Raw genomic sequence first — 19,714 nt, forward strand, 5'->3', positions numbered from 1 at the left:
CCTCTCACGCCTTTGGCTTGCGCAACACACCATAGACCACCTGATAGGTGGCGGGCAGCCCTTGCGGCTGGCGGAATGCTTCATACGCCTGCAGCAGCCCCTGCATGCGGGTACGGCCAGTCAGGCCCGACGGCCGCCCAGGGTTGAGGTTGTGGGCGCCAAGTGCCTTTAGCTCATGGGTCAGGCCGCGCACATGCGGGTAGTGCAGCACATGCGCCTGCTGACGCAGGCCAAGCTGCTCCAGGCCGCTTGCCGCGCACAGTCGCTGATAGTCCTCGAACCGGCGGAAGCGGTTGACATGCACCATGCCATCCACGGCCTGCCAACTGGCGCGCAATTCATCGAGGGTACCGACACACAGGCTGCTGAAAGCCAGCACACCGCCCGGGCGCAATACCCGCCGTGCTTCTTCCAGCACGCTGGAGAACTGCGCGCACCACTGCACCGCCAGGCTAGAGAAAACCAGGTCGACGCTGTGATCAAGCAGCGGCAGCCGCTCGGCGTCGCCTGCCACATGGTAGCGGGCCCCGCCCTGCTCGCCTCGGGCATGGCGCAACATGCCTTCGGCGATGTCCACCGCCACGCCCGTCGCCGGCGTGAAGCGCTCGGCCAGCACCCGGCTGAAATGCCCCGTACCACTGCCAAGGTCGAGCCAGCGCGATGGCGTCAGTGCGTCCGGCAACTGCTCCAGCAGGGTCATGCCCACCGCGCGCTGCAAGGCCGCCACGCTGTCGTAGCTGGCTGCCGCGCGGGAGAACGAGGCCGCTACCTGGCGCTTGTCCGGCAGCGCGCCGGGCAGGGTTGGACGGGAAAGGTCAGTCATCGCCACTCTCATGCAGGAAACTCTTGATGCCCGCCGCCAGCTCCTGCGGGTACTCCAGCAGGAACGCGTGGGAACTCTCTTCAACCAGGCCGACTTCAACGTCGGGCAACAACTCGCTCAGCGCTTTGGCCGCCTCGGGGGGCACCAACGCATCACTGCCGGCGAACAGGTGCAGTTGCGGGCCGCCGTACGCCTGCAGCGCCTCGCGGGTATCCAGTTGTGCCAGCACCTCAAGCCCGGTGGCCAGGTACAGCGGGTCGGTCTCCGGTACCCCCACGCCCAGCTGGCGCAGCAACGTGCGCGGCTGCAGGGCGCCGTCACTGCACAAGGTACGGAAACGCTTGAGGGTAACGCAGGTGTGGCTGCGGCAACCGTCGAGGAAGGTCCCGAAGGTGTCATCGGCCATGCCATGCGGCCAATCCGCCCGTGCCACGAAGCAGGGATTGCTGGCCAAGGTCAACAGCCCGCAACAGTGGTCGCCACGCTTGCGAGCCAGCTCACTGGCGAGCATGCCGCCGAGCGACCAGCCGCCCAGCCAGGTATCACTGGGCAGTTTGCGGTCAAGGTAGTCGACCCACGCCTGGACATCGGCGTCGGCCAGCTCCGGCAGGGGCGCCAGCTCGACCTGCAGACGCGCGTCCTGCGCACGCAGGCTGGCGGCCAGCGGCTCCAGGGCCGCAGTACCCAGGCCCCAGCCGGGAAGAAGGATCAGTCGGTTACGCATCGGCGGCCTCCAGCTGTGGATAACAATCGGCCAATGCATTCAACAATAGCTGTACCTGCGCCTCACTGTGCGCAGCGCTCAAGGTTACCCTTAGCCGTGCACTGCCAGCAGGTACGGTAGGCGGGCGGATGGCGGTGACCAACAGGCCTCGTTCGCGCAGCATCTGCGACAGGCGCAGTGCCTGTGCGCTGTCGCCGATCAGGATCGGCTGGATCGGGGTAGGGCTGTCCATCAGCTGCAGGCCGATCTGCACGGCACCCTCGCGGAACTGCCGGATCAACCCGGCCAGGTGCTCACGGCGCCAGGTTTCGCGGCGCAGCAGCTCCAGGCTCTTGAGCGTGGCGCAGGCCAGTGCCGGCGGCTGGCTGGTGGTATAGATGTACGGCCGGGCGAACTGCACCAGTGCCTCGATCAAATCATCGCTGCCCGCAACGAAGGCGCCCGCGGTGCCGCAAGCCTTGCCCAGCGTACCGATCAGCACGGGCACGTCATCGATGCCCAGGCCAAAGTGTTCGACGATTCCGCCGCCCTGGGCACCCAAGGTACCCAGGCCGTGAGCGTCGTCGACCATCAACCAGGCACCACGCGCACGCGCGACCTCGGCCAGTGCAGGCAGGTCGGCCAGATCACCGTCCATGCTGAAAACACCGTCGGTGACCACCAAGGTATTGCCGCAGGCCTTGCCCAGGCGGTTGGCCAGGCTGACTGCATCGTTGTGCAGGTAACGGTTGAAGCGGGCACCACTGAGCAATCCGCCATCGAGCAGCGAGGCATGGTTGAGGCGGTCCTGCAACACCGTATCGCCCTGCCCCACCAGCGCGGTAATGGCCCCGAGGTTGGCCATGTAGCCGGTAGAAAACAGCAAGGCACGCGGGCGACCGGTCAATTCGGCCAGCGCCTCTTCGACCTGATGGTGCGGCGTGCTGTGGCCGACCACCAGATGCGAGGCTCCGCCACCGACACCCCAACGCTCGGCGCCGGCCTGCCAAGCGGCAATCACCTCAGGGTGGTTGGCCAGACCCAGGTAGTCATTACTGCAGAAAGCCAGCAACGGCTGGCCATCGACCACTACATTCGGCCCCTGCGGGCTTTGTAGCAGCGGTCGCTGCCGATACAGGTCTGCAGCGCGCCGTTCGGCAAGACGCGCTGCAAGATCGAAGGCCATCTCAGGCAGACGCGGCGTTATAGAACAGCTCGCTGCTGCGTTGCTCTACCAGCGCCTGTTCGATGGCGGCCTGGTGCACTTCGTCGGCATGCTCTTCACGCGCTTCAGGCTTGATGCCCAGGCGAGCGAACAGCTGCATGTCCTTGTCGGCCTGAGGGTTGGCGGTGGTCAGCAGTTTCTCGCCATAGAAGATCGAATTGGCCCCGGCCATGAAGGCCAGCGCTTGCATCTGCTCGTTCATCTGCTCGCGGCCGGCGGACAGGCGCACATGCGACTTGGGCATCAGCAACCGCGCGACCGCCAGCATACGGATGAAGTCGAACGGGTCGACATCTTCTTCTTCGGCCAGGGGGGTACCGGCCACTTTCACAAGCATGTTGATCGGCACCGACTCGGGATGCTCGGGGAGGTTGGCCAACTGGATCAACAGGCCTGCACGATCGTCGAGCGACTCGCCCATCCCGAGGATGCCACCGGAGCAGATTTTCATCCCGGCATCGCGTACGTAGGCCAAGGTCTGCAGACGCTCGCTGTAAGTACGGGTGGTGATGATGCTGGCGTAGAACTCCGGCGAGGTATCGAGGTTGTGGTTGTAGTAATCCAGGCCTGCCTGGGCAAGCGCCTGGGTCTGGTCCTGATCGAGCTTGCCGAGGGTCATGCAGGTTTCCAGCCCCATGGCCTTGACCCCTTTGACCATTTCCAGCACGTAGGGCATGTCCTTGGCCGAGGGGTGCTTCCAGGCGGCGCCCATGCAGAAGCGGGTAGAACCGATGGCCTTGGCCCGCGCCGCTTCTTCCAGCACCTTCTGCACTTCCATCAGCTTCTGTTTTTCCAGCCCGGTGTTGTAGTGGCCCGACTGTGGACAATATTTGCAATCTTCCGGGCAGGCGCCGGTCTTGATCGACAGCAGCGTGGAAACCTGTACGCGGTTAGGGTCGAAATGCGCCCGATGCACGGTTTGCGCCTGGAACAGCAGGTCGTTGAACGGTTGCTGGAACAGGGCCTTCACCTCGGCCAGGGACCAGTCGTGACGTGTTGTTGCAGTTGTGCTGGCGCTCATCGGCGTTTCCTTGTTTAGGCTGTAGCTGGCGCCGGGACAGGAATGCCCGCCAGCGCATCACGGATAGCTCGCATAGTCATGGAAGGCCTATGAACTGTCAACCTTGGTTAAAAGCACTGGTTTACAAGTGTACAAATATTGAACATACCTGTTTGCTGTGCGGCACTTCTGCCGAGCAGCCCCACCCCATCTGTATTGCGTGCGAGGAGGACCTGCCCTGGCTGAGTGAGTACTGCATGCATTGCGCGCTACCGCTGCCAATGGCCGGCCTGACCTGCGCCCAGTGCAGTCGCCGTGCCCCGGCCTTCGAACAAGTGGTGGCGCCGTGGTATTACGGCTTTCCCGTGGACACACTGATCAGCCGCTTCAAACACAATCGCCAGTGGCCATTGGGGCGCTTGATGGCCGAAATGCTCAGCCTGGATTTGCGCCACCGCTTTGCCGATGGCCTGGCCAGGCCATCGCTGCTGTTGCCTGTGCCACTGGCAAAGCGTCGACAGCGCGAGCGTGGCTTCAACCAGGCAGGCATGCTGGCAAAGTGGTTGGCCAAGGCCCTGGCAATCGACTGCAACGAGCGATTGCTGCGGCGCACCCGCGAAACACCGGCGCAGCAAAGCCTGGATGCCAAGGCCAGACGGCGTAATCTGCAGCAGGCCTTTGCGGTGGTTGATGAAAGCGCATTGCACGGCCTGCATGTGGCCGTGGTCGATGACGTGCTGACCACCGGTGCCACGGCGCAAAGCATCGCCGCCCTGCTGCGCGGCGCCGGCGCACGCCGCGTTGATGTGTATTGCCTGGCACGCACGACAAAACCGGGGCAAGCTTGACCGGTCAGTCCCAGATAGGCGCCATCATGACCCTGCCCGCCCTGCTCACCCAGCACATCGCTCGCCGCCCACAGCGCATCGCTTTGCTTCAGCATATCGCTGAGCAAGGTTCGATCACCCGCGCCGCGAAGGCGGCAGGCATAAGCTACAAAGCCGCATGGGACGCCATAGACGAACTCAACAACCTGGCCAGCCAGCCGCTGGTCGAGCGTAGCACCGGCGGGCGCGGCGGCGGTGGCGCTCGCCTGTCGGGCGAAGGCGAGCGGGTACTGCGCCTTTACCAACGCTTGCAGGCCTTGCAGGCCCAGATTCTCGAGGCTGCCGAAGAATCCAGCGACCTTGACCTGCTTGGGCGCCTGATGTTGCGCACCAGTGCCCGCAACCAGCTGCAAGGCCAGGTCAGCGGCTTGCGCCGCGAGGGGCGGCACGACCGCGTGAGCCTGGCGCTGGGTGGCGGGCTGGAAATCGAGGCACTGATCACACACGACAGCACTTCACGCCTGGAGCTGACGCTCGGAACCATGGTGGTGGCGTTGCTCAAGGCCGGGTGGGTGCGGTTATCGAGCGCCGCAGATGAAGCCGAAGCGGGCAGCAATGTGCTCAAGGCCACCGTGGAAGAGGTGATAGCGGATGGGCATGACACCAGTGAAGTGAGGCTGGCGCTGGGTAATGGCCAGACACTCTGCGCGTTTGCCGATGCGCACTGGCTGGCACAAGAGGCAGTGACAACAGGTAGCCAGGTCCGGGTGCAGTTTCATCCCTCCCATGTATTGCTGGGGGTACCGGTGTAGGTTGGTCGCGCCACCCCGCCAGAGGGCCGGCACTGATACCATGAGCCCTTGCAGCCCACCCCGGAGCCACCATGTCTCACCCCTTCGCGACCCTCACCCCCGACCTGGTACTGGACGCCGTGGAGAGCCTCGGCTTTCTCAGCGACGCCCGCGTACTGGCCTTGAACAGCTACGAGAACCGCGTCTACCAAGTGGGTATCGAAGGCGAGCAACCACTGATCGCCAAGTTCTATCGACCCGGCCGGTGGAGCAATGAAGCGATTCTTGAAGAACACCGCTTCACCGCCGAGCTTGCTGAGTGCGAAGTGCCGGTGGTCGCCCCGCTGCAGCACAATGAACAGACCCTGTTCGAGCACCAGGGCTTTCGCTTCACGCTGTTTCCCCGCCGCGGCGGCCACGCACCGGAGCCGGGCAACCTCGACCAGCTCTACCGTCTGGGCCAGCTGCTGGGCCGCCTGCATGCCGTGGCGGCAACACGCCCGTTCGAGCATCGCGAAGCCTTGACTGTGGATAACTTTGGCCACGCCTCCCTGCAAACCCTGCTTGATGGCAACTTCGTACCTCGGGAATTGCTGCCCGCGTTCGAGTCTGTAGCGCGCGAGCTGCTCAAACGGGTCGAAGACATCTACGCACGCACCCCACATCAGGTCATGCGCCTGCACGGCGACTTGCACCCCGGCAACCTGATGCATCGCGACGACGTCTACCACGTCGTCGACCTCGATGACTGCCGGATGGGCCCGGCCGTGCAAGACCTGTGGATGATGCTGGCCGGCAGCCGTGAAGAACGCCTGGGCCAACTGGCAGAGCTGATCGACGGCTACAACGAGTTTCACGATTTCGACCCGCGCGAGCTGCCCCTGATCGAACCGCTGCGCGCCTTGCGCCAGCTGCACCATAGCGCCTGGCTGGCACGGCGCTGGGACGACCCGGCATTCCCGCGCAGCTTCCCCTGGTTTGGCCAACCGCGTTACTGGGGCGATCAGATCCTGGCCCTGCGCGAGCAAACAGCGGCACTCGACGAGCAACCCCTGAAATTGTTCTAAATGCCTGCAAAGGTCTGTCTACAATAGGCGTCGCTGTATTTAGCTACCTAAGCAAGGATTCTGCATGCACGCCGCAAACCCGCGTCGCGGGTACATTCTTGGCCTCTCGGCCTACATCATCTGGGGCTTGTTCCCCCTCTATTTCAAAGCCATACAAAGTGTCCCGGCGGTTGAGATCATCGTGCACCGGGTGCTCTGGTCCGCTTTGTTCGGTTCGCTGCTGCTGTTGGTGTGGAAGCACCCAGGGTGGTGGCGCGAGCTGCGCGACAACCCCCGCCGCCTGGCCATTCTTGCCCTCAGTGGCGCCCTGATTGCCGGCAACTGGCTGACTTACGTATGGTCGGTCAATAACGGGCGCATGCTCGAGGCCAGCCTGGGCTACTACATCAACCCGCTGGTGAACGTGCTGCTGGGCATGCTTTTGCTGGGTGAGCGCCTGCGCCGCCTGCAATGGCTGGCAGTGGGCATGGCCGCAGTAGGTGTGGCGCAACAGGTGTGGCAAGTCGGTAGCCTGCCTTGGGTGTCATTGGTACTGGCGCTGACGTTTGGCTTCTACGGCCTGATCCGCAAGCAGGCACCGGTGGCGGCGCTGCCCGGCCTGGTGGTGGAAACCTGGATGCTGGTGCCCCTGGCGCTTGGCTGGCTGCTGCTGCACCCTGCCGCGATGAGTGCACAAGGCAGTTTCTATACCAGCAGCGAAGCGCTATGGCTGATCGCAGCCGGGCCGGTAACGCTGATACCACTGGTGTGCTTCAACGCCGCTGCGCGGCACTTGCCCTACACCACCCTGGGCTTCCTGCAGTATCTGGCGCCGACCTTGGTACTGCTGCAAGCGGTACTGCTATTTGACGAGCACCTGTCTTCCAGCAGCCTGATGGCTTTCTTGTGCATCTGGGCTGGCCTGGCGCTCTACAGCGTCGATGCCTGGCTGAACCTGCGCAAGCGCGCCTGATCAAAAAACGATCAAAACTCTGCAGGCCACGCCGGCCGTGGCCTGGCAGAACATCTCCAGAGGTTATCCACACCCTCGTCCCCGTGCTTTGTGCACAAGCCATTGATTAGTGGCTGTTTTTTGACCAAACAGCGGGAGAGCTCGCCGTCTCTGGGCTAGCGAGGAGCGCCCCCAGGTTATCCACAGGGCCGTCCCCGGTTAATCGGGATAACCTGCTACCGCCTCGGCTCAATCCTGGGGCCGCAATTTCAACTCCACCATCAAGTCATCCGCCAGGCTCTCCAGCTTCTGCTGCAGATCATCCAGCGACAAAGTCAATGGCAGCGCCAGCAAGGCATCGGCATGGAACAACGGCTCGCTGCTCATCGGCGCCGGGCGCACTTCGGTGGTGAAGCGCTCAAGGTTCACCCCTTGGTCAGCGAGCAAGCGGGTGATATCACGTACGATGCCTGGGCGATCATTACCCACCAACTCCATCGCGATCGGCTTCCAGGTACAGGAAGGCTCGATGCCGCTTTCTGCGATCAGCACACGGATATCGTACTGCCCCAGGGCCTGAAGTGATTTCACCAGCTCATCGTAGCTCTCTGCCGGCACCGCGACCCGCAGGATGCCGGCGAACTGCCCGGCCATACGCGACATACGGCTCTCCAGCCAGTTACCGTTGTGGTCGGCGATGCACTGGGCAATCCGTTCGACCTGGCCGGCCTTGTCAGGAGCAATCACGGTCAGTACAAGATGATCCACAGGGCTTCCTCTGCGTCGTGCCGCCTGCAGCGGCGAGAATACGGGGGGATTGGTTCAGTATAGGCAAGGCGCGGCAACCTGCCGCAGGACGGTCTGCCGAACTAATCGTGTACTGTTTCAAGATTTATCTGGAACAATCCACCGGTTTTTTGCGAACATAGCCACTCCCAGCGTGACCCTCCGCGACCAATCGGTCGCGGAGCGACGCTTTTAGTCTGATGTTCACCGGCCTGCTGCTTCATGTAGTATGCCTCGGCGCGGACTACAAAACGTCGTTACGATGTCTGCCAAGGCGCCTGTGAAAATACGCCAACCGCCCGCCAGCCTTTCTGGCGAGCCGCACCCAGCCGCTCTCGTGAGTGGTGAGAGCATGTACTGGTGCCGTGTTTAGAGAAGCGCTACAGGCTTAATACAGAAGAGCGAAAGCGAAATAGCTGAGCAAAGGTGAGGCAAGCAATGACTGGATACGTTCAAGTCGGTGGCCTTCAGGTCGCCAAGGCCCTGTACGACTTCGTCAACAACGAAGCGATCCCTGGAACCGGCGTCAAGGCCGATGCGTTCTGGGCCGGGGCAGAAAAGATCATCAACGACCTCGCCCCAAAGAACAAAGCCCTGCTCGCCAAGCGCGACGAGCTGCAAGCCAAGATCGACGCCTGGCACCAGGCACGCAAAGGCCAGGCACACGACGCCGTCGCCTATAAAAGCTTCCTTCAGGAAATCGGCTATCTGCTGCCACAAGCCGACGATTTCCAGGCCACCACCCAGAACGTGGACGAAGAGATCGCCCACATGGCCGGCCCACAGCTGGTCGTGCCGGTGATGAACGCCCGCTTTGCCCTGAACGCCGCCAACGCCCGCTGGGGCTCGCTGTACGACGCACTGTACGGCACCGATGCCATCAGCGATGAAGGCGGCGCCGAAAAAGGCCAGGGCTACAACAAGGTCCGTGGCAACAAGGTCATCGCCTTCGCCCGCGCCTTCCTCGACGAAGCCGCGCCGCTGGCCGCTGGCTCGCACGTCGACTCCACCGCTTACCGCATCGAAGGCGGCAAGCTGGTCGTTGCCCTCAAGGGCGGCAGCAACAGCGGCCTGCGTGACGACGCCCAGCTGATCGGCTTCCACGGCGATGCCGCCGCGCCAACCGCCGTGCTGCTCAAGCACAATGGCCTGCACTTCGAAATCCAGGTCGATGCCAGCACCCCGGTCGGCAGCACCGACGCCGCCGGTGTCAAAGACATCCTGATGGAATCGGCGCTGACCACCATCATGGACTGTGAAGACTCGGTCGCTGCCGTCGATGCCGACGACAAGGTCATCGTCTACCGTAACTGGCTGGGCCTGATGAAAGGCGACCTGGCCGAGAGCGTCAGCAAAGGCGGCAAGACTTTCACCCGCACCATGAACCCGGACCGCGAGTACGCAGCGCCCAATGGCGGCACCGTGACCCTTCACGGTCGTTCGCTGTTGTTCGTGCGCAACGTGGGCCACCTGATGACCAACCCGGCCATTCTCGATGCCCAAGGCAACGAGATTCCCGAAGGCATCCAGGACGGGCTGTTCACCAACCTGATCGCCCTGCACAACCTCAACGGCAACACCAGCCGCAAGAACACCCGTACCGGTAGCGTCTACATCGTCAAACCGAAGATGCACGGCCCTGAAGAAGTGGCGTTCGCCGCCGAGATCTTCAGCCGCGTCGAAGACCTGCTGGGCATGCCGCGCAACACCGTCAAGGTCGGCATCATGGACGAGGAGCGCCGTACCACGGTCAACCTCAAGGCCTGCATCAAGTCGGCAGCCGAGCGTGTGGTGTTCATCAACACTGGCTTCCTCGACCGTACCGGTGACGAAATCCACACCTCCATGGAGGCCGGCGCCGTGGTGCGCAAGGGCGCCATGAAGAACGAAAAGTGGATCGGTGCCTACGAGAACAACAACGTCGACGTCGGCCTTGCCACCGGCCTGCAAGGGCGGGCGCAGATCGGCAAAGGCATGTGGGCCATGCCGGACCTGATGGCTGCCATGCTCGAGCAGAAGATCGCTCACCCGCTGGCCGGTGCCAACACCGCCTGGGTACCGTCGCCGACCGCCGCCACCCTGCACGCCCTGCACTACCATAAAGTCGACGTGCAGGCGCGTCAGCGCGAGCTGGCCAGCCGCGCCCCGGCCTCGGTCGACGACATCCTGACCATCCCGCTGGCAGCTGACACCAACTGGTCGGCCGAAGAGATCCGCAACGAGCTGGACAACAACGCCCAGGGCATCCTCGGCTATGTGGTTCGCTGGATCGACCAGGGCGTGGGTTGCTCCAAAGTGCCGGACATCAACGATGTGGGCCTGATGGAAGACCGCGCTACCCTGCGTATCTCGGCCCAGCTGCTGGCCAACTGGCTGCGCCATGGCGTGGTTACCCAGGAGCAGGTGCTGGAAAGCCTCCAGCGCATGGCCGCCGTGGTCGACAAGCAGAACGCCGGTGACGCCCTGTACCGCCCGATGGCGCCGAACTTCGACGACAACGTGGCATTCCAGGCTGCAGTGGAACTGGTAATCGAGGGTGCCAAGCAACCGAACGGTTATACCGAGCCGGTACTGCACCGTCGCCGCCGCGAGTTCAAGGCGCGTAACGGGCTGTAAGACACCGGGGCCGCTCCATCAGTTACAGGAGGATCGCATTCCCCTGTAGGAGCGGCCTTGTGTCGCGAAAGGGCTGCAAAGCAGCCCCAATCCCGCTCACTCAAGCTTCAATTCTTTCTTCACCAACCCCAGCAGTTTCCCCAGATCCACCGGCTTCAGCAAAAAATCCACCACCCCCAGGTGCATCACATCCACCGCCTCCTTCACATCGGTGTCGCCTGACACCACGATGATCGACAACGCCGCCCGTTCCGACTCACGAATCTGCCGGATAAGCTCCAGGCCATCCTTGGGCTGCATGCGCAGGTCGGTGATCATCAGGGCGATGCGCGGTTCGTAATGCAATTTGAACATCGCCTCCTGAGCACCATCGGCCTGCATGCAGTCGATCCCCCTGCTCTTCAGGTAAAGGCACAGGGCCTCACTGTTCACCGGGTTGTCATCAACCACCAATACCACCGGCCTGGGCGCAACAGGTGCACTCAACCCGGCCAGTGCCTCACGTTCGGCGTCACTCAGGATGTCGTCATGCTCAACCATGGTCGTCTCATCAAATAGTCTTGCTCACCGGTAAGACCGCAGCTTGCGATATTGATCACACTACGCTCATAGACTTACGTCCAATGGGCACCGCACGGCCGTCAGCCGACCATGGGGACCGAGAACAACAAGGCCGCACCTATATATAGATATATATAGTTCGGCGTAGCGATACGGTCAGTGTCATGAGCAAAAACGACGCCTACAGCCAGGCGGGCAGAACTGCCGTTCTGCAGAACATTCAGGGCACCCTGCAGTTTTTGCAGCGTTTCCCGCCGTTCAACCAAATGGAACACAGCCACCTGGCGTTCCTGGTGGAACAGTGCCAGTTGCGTTTCTACGCCAGCGGGGAAAGCATCATCAAACCCGCTGACGGCCCGGTGGAGCACTTCTACATCGTCAAACAGGGGCGCGTGATCGGTGAGCGCCAGCACCTGGTCAAGCCCGGCGTGGAAACCACCTTCGAGATCACCAGCGGCGAGTGCTTCCCGCTGGCCGCCCTGCTCGGCGAGCGCGCTACCCGCACCGAGCACCTGGCGGGCGAGGACACGTTCTGCCTGCAATTGAACAAAGCCGCCTTCATCCGTGTGTTTTCCCTGTCGGATGTGTTTCGGGATTTTGCGCTGCGCGGTGTCAGCAGCCTGCTTGACCAGGTCAACCAGCAGGTGCGCCAACGAGCGGTGGAAACACTCGGCACCCAATACTCACTGAACACCCCGCTGGGTGAACTGGCCATGCGTCACCCGGTGGTCTGCACCCCGGACACGCCGCTGCGCGACGCCGTGCGGTCGATGCACGAGCAGCAGGTCGGCAGCATCGTGGTGGTCGATGCGCAGCGTTACCCGGTGGGCATCTTCACCCTGCGTGACCTGCGCCAAGTGGTGGCTACTGTCGATGCCGACCTCGGTGCCGCCATCGAACGGCACATGACCGTCAAACCCTTCTACCTCAGCCCGCAGGCCAGCGCCTTCGACGCGGCCATGGCCATGACCGAGCGACACATTGCCCATGTTTGCCTGGTGGACAACCAGCGCCTGTGCGGCGTGGTCTCGGAGCGCGACCTGTTTTCCCTGCAACGGGTCGACCTCGTGCACCTGGCCCGCACCATCCGCCATGCACCGCGCCTGGACTCGCTGGTGGCGCTGCGTGGCGAGATCGGCCAGCTGGTGGAGCGCATGCTCGCCCACGGCGCGTCGTCGACCCAGATTACCCAGATCATCACCCTGCTCAACGACCACACTGTCTGCCGGGTAATCGAACTGGCTCTGGCCGAACGCGGCGACCCTGGGGTGCCGTTCAGCTGGCTGTGCTTTGGCAGCGAAGGGCGCCGTGAACAGACCCTGCATACCGACCAGGACAACGGCATCCTGTTCGAGGCAGCTGACAGCAGCGAAGCCGAAGCCATTCGCGCCCGCCTGCTACCTCTGGCCCACTACATCAACCAATGCCTGGCCCAATGCGGCTTCACCCTGTGCAAGGGTAACGTCATGGCAGGCAACCCCGAGCTGTGCCTGTCGCGCACTGAATGGGCACGGCGCTTCGCCGGCTTCATCCGTGAAGCCAGCCCAGAGAACCTGCTCGGCTCGAGCATCTATTTCGACCTGCGTGTGGTCTGGGGCGACGAACAGGGTTGCGAACAGCTGCGCCAAAGCATGCTGGAACAAGTAGCCGAGAACCGCATTTTCCAGCGCATGATGGCCGATAACGCCTTGCGTCAGCGGCCTCCGGTAGGCCGCCTGCGCGAATTCGTCCTGACCCGCCAAGGCAACGACAAGGCCGCTACCCTGGACCTCAAGGTCCAGGGCCTGACACCCTTCGTCGATGGTGCGCGGCTGCTGGCCCTGGCCAATGGCATCGGCGCCTGCAACACCTTGGAGCGCCTGCGCCAGCTGGTCGACAAAGGCGTTATCGAGGCGCTCGACGGCGCGGCCTACGAAGAGGCCTACCATTTCATCCAGCAAACGCGCATGCAGCAGCACCAGCGCCAGACCCGCGACAATCAGCCGTACTCCAACCGCCTCGATCCGGACAGCCTCAACCATCTGGACCGGCGCATCCTGCGTGAGTCCCTGCGCCAGGCGCAGCGCCTGCAAAGCAGCCTGGCCCTGCGGTACCAGCTATGAGCCTGTTCGCCTGGCTGCGCCCTGCCGCGCCGGCCCTGGACGGTGCACTGCATCAACGCCTGTCGCGCCTGCCAAAACCCGCACCGCTGGGCGTGTGCTCGCTGCGTGAGCAGCGCTGGGTGGTGCTGGACCTTGAGACCAGCGGCCTGAACCCCAACCGCGACCAGGTGCTGTCGATCGGTGCCGTAGCCATCGAAGACGGCGCCATCGACTTCTCCCAGCAGTTCGAGCGTACCCTGCACCGCCCGGCCCAGAAAACCAACGCCAGTGTACTCATCCATGGCCTGGGCCCGAGCGCCCTGGCCGCAGGCAGCGACCCGGCCGAGGCGTTGCTCGACCTGCTCGAGTTCATCGGTGACAGCCCGGTGCTGGCGTTCCATGCACCGTTCGACCAGCGCATGCTGGCTCGGGCATTGAAAGAAACCCTTGGGCATCGCCTGCAACAGCCCTTCCTCGATGTTGCTGAACTGGCGCCCATGCTCAACCCTGACACGGTACTGCGCGAAGCAGGGCTGGATGACTGGGTGGCGCGCTTCGGGCTGCAGGTGGATGAGCGCCACCACGCCAGCGCTGATGCCCAAGTCACCGCTGAACTGGCGTTGATCCTGTTCAGCCAGGCCCGTCGCCAGCAGCTGGACAGCCCATTGCAGCTGGAGCAGCGCTTGCGCGGGTGGCGGCGGCGCAATGTGCAGGGGCATGGGCTTTAGAAACATACCCTTTGAAGGGGCTGCACCTGTGATATCGGGCACCGCGCCCACCATGACAGTGGCAACCCGATAAGCGTCCATTGCGCCGCGCCCCCCGCCTCTGCAACAATCGCGAATAATTATCGTTAGTTAACGCATTCGTTCCGGGGGGGACACTGCTTGTCTTCTGCTCAGAGCCCACACGCCGAACTGGTCGGTGCGCTGTACCGCGACCATCGCAGCTGGCTGCTTGCCTGGCTGCAACGCAGCATGGCCTGCCGCCAGCGTGCCGAAGACCTGAGCCAGGACACCTTCGTGCGCCTGCTCGGGCGCGAACAACTGGACACCCCCCGTGAGCCGCGCGCTTTCCTGGCCGCAGTGGCCAAGGGGCTGATGTTCGACCACTTTCGCCGCGCAGCCCTGGAGCAGGCCTACCTGGCCGAACTGGCCCGCTTGCCGGAAGCCGAGCAGCCCTCCCCGGAACTCCAGCACCTGATCCTCGAAGACCTCAAGGCCATCGACCGCCTGCTCGGCAAGCTGTCGAGCAAGGCACGCACGGCGTTCCTGCACAATCGCCTGGACGGCATGAGCCACGCCGAAATCGCCGAGCGCCTGGGCGTATCGGTATCGCGGGTGCGCCAGTACATCGCCCAAGGCATGCGCCAGTGCTATGTGGCCCTGTATGGGGAGCCGACGTGAACAACTCACCGGTTTCTGCCGGGGTCCTTGAAGCTGCCATCGCCTGGAAACTGAGCCTGGACGACGGTACCGGTACGCCCGACGAACGCAGCGAGTTCATGCGCTGGCATGCCGCCAGCGAGGAACACGCTCGCGCCTGGCGCCAGTTGGGCACCCTCGATCAGCGGGTCAGTGCCGCAGCCGGCCCCGCGCGCCAGGCCCTGCAGCAATCGCGCGCAGGGTTGCGCCGGCGGGTGGCCAAGGTGGGCGGCGGCCTGGCTGGCATGTTCCTGCTCGGCTCACTGTTGGCTTGGGTTGGCGCGCCATCGCTATCGGCAAGCTACTGGCTGGCCGATCAGCGCACCGCCACCGGCGAACTGCGGACCCTGCGCCTGGAGGACGGCACGCTGCTGAGCCTGAACACTCATACCGCGGTCGACATCGACTACGAAGGCGACCAGCGTGTACTGGTGCTGCACCAGGGTGAAATCTCGGTGGAGACCGGCCACCAGGACCCTCGCCCGTTGCTGGTGCGCACCGACGATGGCCGCCTGCGCCCTCTGGGCACGCGCTTTCTGGTGCGTCGCGAAAATAACGGTACCCGCCTGGAGGTGTTGCAGTCCTCGGTCGCAGCGCAGCCGCTCAACAGTGGCGACGAGCAGGTACTGCGCGAAGGTCAGCAGGTGCTCATGAACGCCAATGGCCTGGGCCGTATCGCGCCCGTGCAAGCCGGTGCGGATGCCTGGACCCGCGGCATGCTGGTGGTGGACAACATCCGCCTGGCCGACCTGGTAGCGCAGCTGGGCCAATACCGTAGCGGCCACCTGGGCGTGGCCGATGAAGTGGCCGACCTGCGCGTGACGGGGAGCTTCCCGCTGACCGATACCGACCTGGCCCTCGCTTCGCTGGTGCCCGCGTTGCCGGTGAAGATCGAGCGGCATACCCAGTGGTGGGTGAGCGTGGTGCCCAAGTAGCACCATAGCGCCCCCGTGGGGCCGGCTTGCCGGCAATGAAGGCCTAAGCTGGCTGCGTACAAATACAAACCATTTCCACTTTTTTTCCAGATACCCCTGTCACTTCTGAAATCTCGCTCGGCAAGGAAGCAATTAGCACTTATCCGTCGAGGAACCGCTGCATGTCCCGTGCCGTTGATCGTATCCTGCGCCCCAGCCTGATGGCCTTGGCCATCGCCCTGGCTGCCCCGTTGGCCAGCACTGCCCTGTTCGCCGCCGAGCAGTCCGCACAGCGTGCCTACGACCTGCCCAGCGCCCCGCTGGCCACCACCCTGAACCAGATCGCCAGCCAGTCGGGCATCACCTTGGCCATTGACCCGGCATTGGTCAGCGGCCGAAACTCGGCGCCGGTCAACGGCCAGTACGACGGCCTCGGCGCCCTGCAGGCCGCCCTGCTCGGTACCGGCCTGCAGCTGCAGCAGAGCACTGTCGGCAGCTACAGCCTGGTGGCTGTTCCTGATGGCACTCTGGCGTTGCCCGAGACCGCGATCAATGCCAATGCATCGTACGAAAGCGCCTGGGGCCCGGTTGAGGGCTACACGGCAACACGCACCGCCGCTGGCACCAAGACAGACACAGCCATTGCCGAACTACCACGCTCGGTGACGGTGATCACCCGCCAGCAGATGGAAGACCGCCCGGTCCTCAATCTCAACGACGCCTTGCGCTACACCGCTGGCGTACAGAGCAGCGGCTACGGCTCCGACTCGCGCAGCGACTGGCTGTTGGTGCGCGGCTTCGTGCCCACCCAGTTTCTTGACGGTCTGCCATTGCCAAAGGGTAACTATGCGTCGCCGAAAATAGAGCCCTGGAACCTGGAGCGCATCGCGGTACTGCGTGGCCCGGCCTCTTCCGTTTACGGCCAGACCCCTCCCGGCGGCTTGCTGGACATGACCAGCCGCCGCCCGGATTTTGAAAGCAGCCACGAAGTTGAAGCCCAGGTTGGCAGCAACAACCACAAACAGATCAACTTCGACAGCACTGGCAAGATCGATGACGCGGGACGGTTTCTCTACCGTGTGAGCGGTACCGTGCGCGACAGCGGCACACCGATCGATCATATTCCGGACAAGCGCTACAACATCGCACCCAGCTTGACCTGGAACATCAATGACGACACCAAACTGACGTTCATTACCCAGTACACCCGCGACGATACCGGTATCACCGGCCAGTTCCTTCCCTTGCAGGGCACCAAACTGGACAGTCCTGCAGGCAAGATCTCCCACCACAAGAACCTGGGCGACCCGGACTGGGAATCCTACGATCGCACTTACTATCATTTGGGCTACGCGTTCGAGACCCGCCTGAACGACACATGGCAGTTCCGCCAGAACCTGCGTTACGCGCGCAACGAGCTGGACTTCAAGGGCATCACCGCCGGCGGTTCGATCTGGCCGGCAGGCCCGGACGAAGCAGTCAGCGCCGATGGCACGGTGCAACGCACCGCCGGCATCGTCGAGGAAGATATCTCCCAGTTCGCGGTGGATAACAACTTCCAAGCGGACTTCCAGACTGGCATGGTCGCCCATACCCTGCTGCTGGGGCTCGATCACCAACGTTCGGACAGCAATGCCCGCTGGCGCTGGGGTTCGGCCGGCGTGCCGCCAAGCAATATCCACAACCCGATCTACGGCCAGGATTTCTCGAACGTCCAGTACTTCGACATGTATGACTACGATCAGAAAACCCAGCAGACCGGTCTGTATGTCCAGGATCAGATGGCCCTGAACAACTGGCGCCTGACCTTGGGCGGCCGTGAAGACTGGGTACACACCGGCACCACCTTCCACAACCAGGGCGACGCCACCAATACCCAGCGTGACAAGAAATTCAGCGGTAACGCAGCACTGAGCTACGTTTTCGACAACGGCATTACCCCGTACTTCTCGTATGCCGAGTCGTTCCAGGCCGCAACCGGTGCCGCAGTGAACAGCACCGATGCTTTTAAACCTACCGAAGGCAAACAGTACGAACTGGGCATCAAGTACCAGCCCCCTGGCAGCAAGACACTGCTTAGCGCAGCGGTATTCGACCTGACCCAAGAAAACATGTCGGTAACCGAGGGCGGTGTGACTCGCCAAGTAGGTGAAGTTCGCGTCAAAGGCCTGGAGCTTGAAGCCACATCGGATGTAACCAAGAACCTGAAATTGATCGGTTCCTACACCTATAACGACAGCGAGATCACCAAAGGCAACGACGGTGAGAAGGGCAAGCGCATGGCCCAGGTCCCTCGTAACCAGGCCACTGCCTGGGCCGACTACACCTGGCACGAAGGTGCGCTCGATGGCTTTGGCGTGGGCGTCGGTGTGCGCTATGTGGGTGACACCTATGGCAACACCACCAATACCGACTGGGGCCATGTGGGCTCATACACCGTCTACGATGCCTCGGTGCATTACGACTTGGGCCGCCTGAACCCAACCCTCAAGGGCGTGACCGTTGCCGTAGATGCGAAGAACCTGTTCAACAAGGATTACCTGTCGACTTGTGACGGTTACTACTGCTACTACGGCGACGAACGCAACGTAGTGGCCAGCGTCAATTATAAGTTCTGAGCGAATCGGGGCCGCTGTGCGGCCCCAGGTTCCATCAGGCACATTCGGTACCGTGATGAAAAGCCAAACCATCCGCCGCTGGTCCGTGATTCACACCTGGAGCAGCCTGGTCTGCACCCTGTTCCTGCTGTTGCTGGCCCTCACCGGCCTGCCGCTGATCTTCCACCACGAAATCGAACACCTGCTCGGTGACGCACCAAAGCTGCGCGAGATGCCTGCAGGCACCCCACACCTGGACCTGCAACAGCTGGTGCTCAAGGCCGAGCAGCATCGTCCCGGCGAGGTGATGCAGTACTTCGGCTATGACGAAGACGAACGCAACGGCGTGGTGGCGATCACCGCTGCCACTGCCGGCACCGAACCCAATTCGTCACACACCTTCATGCTCGACGCCCGCACCGGCGAAGCCGTCGCCATGCCGGCCGCCAACGGCGGTTTCATGATGATCATGCTGCGCCTGCACGTCGACATGTTCGCCGGGCTGCCCGGCAAGCTGCTGCTGGCGTTCATGGGTGTGCTGTTCGTTGTCGCGATCATCTCCGGCACAGTGCTCTACGCACCGTTCATGCGCCGCCTGCAATTCGCCACGGTGCGCCACGAAAAATCCCGCCGCCTGCGCTGGCTCGACCTGCACAACCTGATCGGGGTGGTGACACTGGCCTGGGCGCTGACCGTCGGTGTAACCGGGGTCATCAGCGCCCTGTCCGACCTGGTCATCGCCGCCTGGCGCAACGACAGCCTGGCCGCAATGGTCGCGCCCTACCGTGACGCCCCGCCACTCACCGAGCGTGCACCGGCCAGCCGCCTGCTGGACATCGCCGAGCAGGCCGCACCCGGCATGCGCCCGGACTTCATCGCCTTCCCCGGCACGCGGTTCTCCAGCGAGCACCACTACGCCGTGTTCATGAAAGGCGCCACCCACCTGACATCGCACCTGCTCACGCCCGTGCTGATCGATGCGCGCAGCCTGCAGGTGACGGCAGTGGGCGAACGCCCCTGGTACATGGACGCCATGGGCCTCTCGCAGCCACTGCACTTTGGCGATTACGGCGGGCGCCCGATGCAGATCCTCTGGGCAGTGCTCGATGTGTTGACCATCATCGTGCTCGGCAGCGGCCTTTACCTATGGTGGGGCAAACAGCGCAAACCCCGGGAGGCGCGGGCATGAGCCACAAATCGCAACCGACCCTGCGCATCTTCACCTGGCCGGCCGCCATCGGCCTGCTCGGTGCCGCCGGCCTGTTTGCCGCCTTGCTGGGTGACGGTACGTGGGATGCCCTGGCCTGGCTGGGCCTGGGCGTGCCCGTCATCCTCAGCCTGCGCGGGTTGTGCCGGCGATAACCGGCT

18 protein-coding genes are annotated in these 19,714 nt (G+C 63.3%); 12 read left to right on the plus strand and 6 right to left on the minus strand.

Annotation, left to right across the window (positions count from 1 at the left end; genetic code table 11):
- Positions 1-4: 4 nt before the first annotated feature.
- From bioC to bioB, 4 genes are read right to left on the minus strand one after another with little or no spacing between them, the layout of a single operon-like run.
- Positions 5-823, minus strand: a complete 819-nt coding sequence (bioC, locus tag ACMGF5_RS06995) for a malonyl-ACP O-methyltransferase BioC (RefSeq protein WP_046787549.1) — start codon at positions 821-823, stop codon at positions 5-7.
- Positions 816-1,547, minus strand: a complete 732-nt coding sequence (locus tag ACMGF5_RS07000; RefSeq protein ID WP_125924616.1) for an alpha/beta fold hydrolase — start codon at positions 1,545-1,547, stop codon at positions 816-818. The genes bioC and ACMGF5_RS07000 overlap by 8 nt, the downstream gene beginning before the upstream one ends.
- Positions 1,540-2,712 (minus strand): 8-amino-7-oxononanoate synthase, encoded by a 1,173-nt coding sequence (gene bioF / locus ACMGF5_RS07005; protein WP_119687883.1) that lies wholly within the window; start codon positions 2,710-2,712, stop codon positions 1,540-1,542. Before bioF ends, ACMGF5_RS07000 begins: the two co-directional genes overlap by 8 nt.
- Before the next feature lies 1 nt (position 2,713).
- Positions 2,714-3,772: a biotin synthase BioB gene (bioB, locus tag ACMGF5_RS07010; RefSeq protein ID WP_046787546.1), complete on the minus strand. Its 1,059-nt coding sequence runs from the start codon at positions 3,770-3,772 to the stop codon at positions 2,714-2,716.
- An 89-nt stretch (positions 3,773-3,861) separates the two neighbouring features.
- Between bioB and ACMGF5_RS07015 the strand changes: the two genes are divergently transcribed.
- From ACMGF5_RS07015 to rarD, 4 genes are all read left to right on the plus strand, one after another.
- Complete coding sequence (locus ACMGF5_RS07015) at positions 3,862-4,599, plus strand: double zinc ribbon domain-containing protein (RefSeq protein ID WP_414157670.1); 738 nt, start codon at positions 3,862-3,864, stop codon at positions 4,597-4,599.
- A gap of 26 nt (positions 4,600-4,625) precedes the next feature.
- Positions 4,626-5,390 (plus strand): TOBE domain-containing protein, encoded by a 765-nt coding sequence (locus ACMGF5_RS07020; protein ID WP_251962674.1) that lies wholly within the window; start codon positions 4,626-4,628, stop codon positions 5,388-5,390.
- A 71-nt stretch (positions 5,391-5,461) separates the two neighbouring features.
- Positions 5,462-6,436 (plus strand): serine/threonine protein kinase, encoded by a 975-nt coding sequence (locus tag ACMGF5_RS07025; RefSeq protein WP_039602860.1) that lies wholly within the window; start codon positions 5,462-5,464, stop codon positions 6,434-6,436.
- A 64-nt stretch (positions 6,437-6,500) separates the two neighbouring features.
- A complete protein-coding gene (gene rarD, locus ACMGF5_RS07030) occupies positions 6,501-7,388 on the plus strand; it encodes an EamA family transporter RarD (RefSeq protein WP_046787543.1) in 888 nt (295 codons plus the stop codon).
- Positions 7,389-7,616: 228 nt separating this feature from the next.
- Here rarD and ACMGF5_RS07035 read toward each other — a convergent pair whose 3' ends face one another.
- The gene (locus tag ACMGF5_RS07035; RefSeq protein ID WP_012316603.1) at positions 7,617-8,135 is read right to left on the minus strand and encodes a glycine cleavage system protein R; all 519 of its coding nucleotides are present in this window, start codon (positions 8,133-8,135) and stop codon (positions 7,617-7,619) included.
- A 456-nt stretch (positions 8,136-8,591) separates the two neighbouring features.
- Between ACMGF5_RS07035 and ACMGF5_RS07040 the strand changes: the two genes are divergently transcribed.
- Positions 8,592-10,769 (plus strand): malate synthase G, encoded by a 2,178-nt coding sequence (locus ACMGF5_RS07040; protein ID WP_115273057.1) that lies wholly within the window; start codon positions 8,592-8,594, stop codon positions 10,767-10,769.
- A 96-nt stretch (positions 10,770-10,865) separates the two neighbouring features.
- Here the strand turns inward: ACMGF5_RS07040 and ACMGF5_RS07045 are convergent, their stop codons facing one another.
- Positions 10,866-11,309 (minus strand): response regulator, encoded by a 444-nt coding sequence (locus ACMGF5_RS07045; RefSeq protein WP_012316605.1) that lies wholly within the window; start codon positions 11,307-11,309, stop codon positions 10,866-10,868.
- A gap of 185 nt (positions 11,310-11,494) precedes the next feature.
- Here ACMGF5_RS07045 and ACMGF5_RS07050 point away from each other — a divergent pair, with 185 nt between their 5' ends.
- The 7 genes from ACMGF5_RS07050 (at position 11,495) to ACMGF5_RS07080 (ending at position 19,708) form a co-directional block, all read left to right on the plus strand.
- Positions 11,495-13,432: a putative nucleotidyltransferase substrate binding domain-containing protein gene (locus ACMGF5_RS07050; protein WP_414157671.1), complete on the plus strand. Its 1,938-nt coding sequence runs from the start codon at positions 11,495-11,497 to the stop codon at positions 13,430-13,432.
- The gene (locus ACMGF5_RS07055) at positions 13,429-14,139 is read left to right on the plus strand and encodes a PolC-type DNA polymerase III (RefSeq protein ID WP_119687886.1); all 711 of its coding nucleotides are present in this window, start codon (positions 13,429-13,431) and stop codon (positions 14,137-14,139) included. Before ACMGF5_RS07050 ends, ACMGF5_RS07055 begins: the two co-directional genes overlap by 4 nt.
- 159 nt (positions 14,140-14,298) lie before the next feature.
- On the plus strand, positions 14,299-14,817 hold the full coding sequence (locus ACMGF5_RS07060; protein WP_115273059.1) for an RNA polymerase sigma factor: 519 nt from the start codon (positions 14,299-14,301) through the stop codon (positions 14,815-14,817).
- Complete coding sequence (locus tag ACMGF5_RS07065; RefSeq protein WP_125924610.1) at positions 14,814-15,770, plus strand: FecR domain-containing protein; 957 nt, start codon at positions 14,814-14,816, stop codon at positions 15,768-15,770. The genes ACMGF5_RS07060 and ACMGF5_RS07065 overlap by 4 nt, the downstream gene beginning before the upstream one ends.
- A 161-nt stretch (positions 15,771-15,931) precedes the next feature.
- Positions 15,932-18,367 carry a TonB-dependent siderophore receptor gene (locus ACMGF5_RS07070; protein ID WP_281868235.1) on the plus strand — a complete coding sequence of 812 codons (2,436 nt, stop codon included), beginning with the start codon at positions 15,932-15,934 and terminating at the stop codon, positions 18,365-18,367.
- Between the two features lie 55 nt (positions 18,368-18,422).
- Positions 18,423-19,535: a PepSY-associated TM helix domain-containing protein gene (locus ACMGF5_RS07075; protein WP_125924608.1), complete on the plus strand. Its 1,113-nt coding sequence runs from the start codon at positions 18,423-18,425 to the stop codon at positions 19,533-19,535.
- On the plus strand, positions 19,532-19,708 hold the full coding sequence (locus ACMGF5_RS07080) for a hypothetical protein (RefSeq protein WP_414157672.1): 177 nt from the start codon (positions 19,532-19,534) through the stop codon (positions 19,706-19,708). Before ACMGF5_RS07075 ends, ACMGF5_RS07080 begins: the two co-directional genes overlap by 4 nt.
- Positions 19,709-19,714: the final 6 nt, after the last annotated feature.

Source organism: Pseudomonas sp. BNK-15, from assembly GCF_047456105.1.
Taxonomy (GTDB): Bacteria; Pseudomonadota; Gammaproteobacteria; order Pseudomonadales; family Pseudomonadaceae; genus Aquipseudomonas; species Aquipseudomonas putida_E.

Coding starts and splice junctions, on each gene's coding strand:
- bioC (WP_046787549.1), bottom strand. CDS start 823: ATGACTGACCTTTCCCGTCCAACCCTGCCCGGCGCGCTGCCGGACAAG.
- ACMGF5_RS07000 (WP_125924616.1), bottom strand. CDS start 1,547: ATGCGTAACCGACTGATCCTTCTTCCCGGCTGGGGCCTGGGTACTGCG.
- bioF (WP_119687883.1), bottom strand. CDS start 2,712: ATGGCCTTCGATCTTGCAGCGCGTCTTGCCGAACGGCGCGCTGCAGAC.
- bioB (WP_046787546.1), bottom strand. CDS start 3,772: ATGAGCGCCAGCACAACTGCAACAACACGTCACGACTGGTCCCTGGCC.
- ACMGF5_RS07015 (WP_414157670.1), top strand. CDS start 3,862: ATGAACTGTCAACCTTGGTTAAAAGCACTGGTTTACAAGTGTACAAAT.
- ACMGF5_RS07020 (WP_251962674.1), top strand. CDS start 4,626: ATGACCCTGCCCGCCCTGCTCACCCAGCACATCGCTCGCCGCCCACAG.
- ACMGF5_RS07025 (WP_039602860.1), top strand. CDS start 5,462: ATGTCTCACCCCTTCGCGACCCTCACCCCCGACCTGGTACTGGACGCC.
- rarD (WP_046787543.1), top strand. CDS start 6,501: ATGCACGCCGCAAACCCGCGTCGCGGGTACATTCTTGGCCTCTCGGCC.
- ACMGF5_RS07040 (WP_115273057.1), top strand. CDS start 8,592: ATGACTGGATACGTTCAAGTCGGTGGCCTTCAGGTCGCCAAGGCCCTG.
- ACMGF5_RS07045 (WP_012316605.1), bottom strand. CDS start 11,309: ATGGTTGAGCATGACGACATCCTGAGTGACGCCGAACGTGAGGCACTG.
- ACMGF5_RS07050 (WP_414157671.1), top strand. CDS start 11,495: ATGAGCAAAAACGACGCCTACAGCCAGGCGGGCAGAACTGCCGTTCTG.
- ACMGF5_RS07055 (WP_119687886.1), top strand. CDS start 13,429: ATGAGCCTGTTCGCCTGGCTGCGCCCTGCCGCGCCGGCCCTGGACGGT.
- ACMGF5_RS07070 (WP_281868235.1), top strand. CDS start 15,932: ATGTCCCGTGCCGTTGATCGTATCCTGCGCCCCAGCCTGATGGCCTTG.
- ACMGF5_RS07075 (WP_125924608.1), top strand. CDS start 18,423: ATGAAAAGCCAAACCATCCGCCGCTGGTCCGTGATTCACACCTGGAGC.
- ACMGF5_RS07080 (WP_414157672.1), top strand. CDS start 19,532: ATGAGCCACAAATCGCAACCGACCCTGCGCATCTTCACCTGGCCGGCC.